The sequence below is a fragment of the Micromonospora andamanensis genome (assembly GCF_016863495.1).
Taxonomy (GTDB): Bacteria; Actinomycetota; Actinomycetes; order Mycobacteriales; family Micromonosporaceae; genus Micromonospora; species Micromonospora andamanensis.
This window is the reverse complement of the sequence record NZ_BOOZ01000110.1, coordinates 1-1,299: the sequence shown is the minus strand read 5'-3', so window position 1 is coordinate 1,299 and position 1,299 is coordinate 1. Positions and strand designations below refer to the sequence as shown.

At 68.8% G+C, this 1,299-nt stretch carries 1 protein-coding gene; it reads right to left on the bottom strand.

The features are described from left to right. Positions 1 to 29 precede the first annotated feature (29 nt). Positions 30 to 1,225 (bottom strand): IS3 family transposase gene (locus Van01_RS32685; RefSeq protein ID WP_204015819.1). Its coding sequence is split into 2 segments (ribosomal slippage): positions 30 to 940 and positions 940 to 1,225, totalling 1,197 coding nucleotides; the frame shifts between segments, so codons are not numbered across the junction. Positions 1,226 to 1,299: the final 74 nt, after the last annotated feature.

Below are 1,299 nucleotides of genomic sequence, written 5' to 3'. Positions count from 1 at the left end.
GGCTTGACCCCTGATCCTGGACACGGGGTTTATGCGGCTGGGGCCAGCGTAGCTGGCGCTGGCCTGGTGTTCTTCTCGTAGGTGATCGGTGATTGGTGTCCGAGCCGGGAGTGGCGGCGGACGGTGTTGTAGCGGTGTAGCCAGCGGAACGCGGCGAGTCGGGCTTCGCGTTCGTCGGTGAAGGCGCGGCGGCCTTGCAGGGTCTCGCGTTTGAAGGTCGCGTTGAACGACTCCGCAGCCGCGTTGTCGGCGGAGCTACCGACCGCGCTCATCGACTGCCGGACTCCGGCGGCCTGGCATTCGGCGGCGAAGGCCCGAGAGGTGTATTGAGTTCCGTGATCCGTGTGCATGATCGCCCCGTGCAGGCTGCCCCGGGTGCGCTGCGCCGCTCGCAGGGCGTCGATCACCAGGTCGGTGCGCATGTGATCGGCGATCGCCCAGCCCGCGAGGCGCCGGGAGTGCAGGTCCAGGATGGTGGCCAGGTAGAGGAAGCCGCGCTCCCCGACCGGCAGGTAGGTGATGTCACCGACGTAGCGCTGGTTCGGCTGCCCGGCGGTGAAGTCCCGGCCGATCAGGTCCGCCGCCTTCGCCGCGGCCGGGTCCGGCACCGTCGTACGCGTTCGCCGGCGCAGTCGTAGACCCTGCACGCCGAAGCGGCGCATCACCCGCGCGACCCGCTTACGGTTGACCGCCAGACCGGCATCCCGGAGTTCGGCGGTGATCCGCGGTGCTCCATACGTGCCGTCGTGCTCGGCGTGCACCGCCCGGATCCGGCCCGCGAGAGCCGCATCCGCGGCCTGGCGGGCAGCCCGTGCTTCGGCGGCGGACCGCCAGTAGTAGAAACTCGAGCGGGACACTCCGATGATCTGACACAACCGCTTCACGCCGTAGCGCTGCTGATGGTCGGCGACGAACTGGAAGCGGTTCACCAGCGCGTCTCCCCGGCGAAATACCGGGCCGCCTTCCGCAGAATGTCCCGTTCCTCCTCCAGTTCCCGGACCCTACGTCGCAACGCGGCGTTCTCGTCCTCCACGGAGCTGGCCGCCGGCGCCGGCGGCCCGGCCACGGCGCCCCGACGCTGATCATCAACGCGGACCCAACTGCGCAACGTCTCCCGATTAACCCCGAGATCCTCAGCGACCTGCGCGATCGTCGCCCCGGGCCGGGACCGGTACAACGCCACCGCGTCGGCCTTGAACTCTGCGGGATAGTGCTTCATCACCATCTGTCAGGGACTCCTGATCTCCCCAGACCATCACGATCCAAGGCTCAAGTGTCCAGGACCAGGGGGCAACTCCC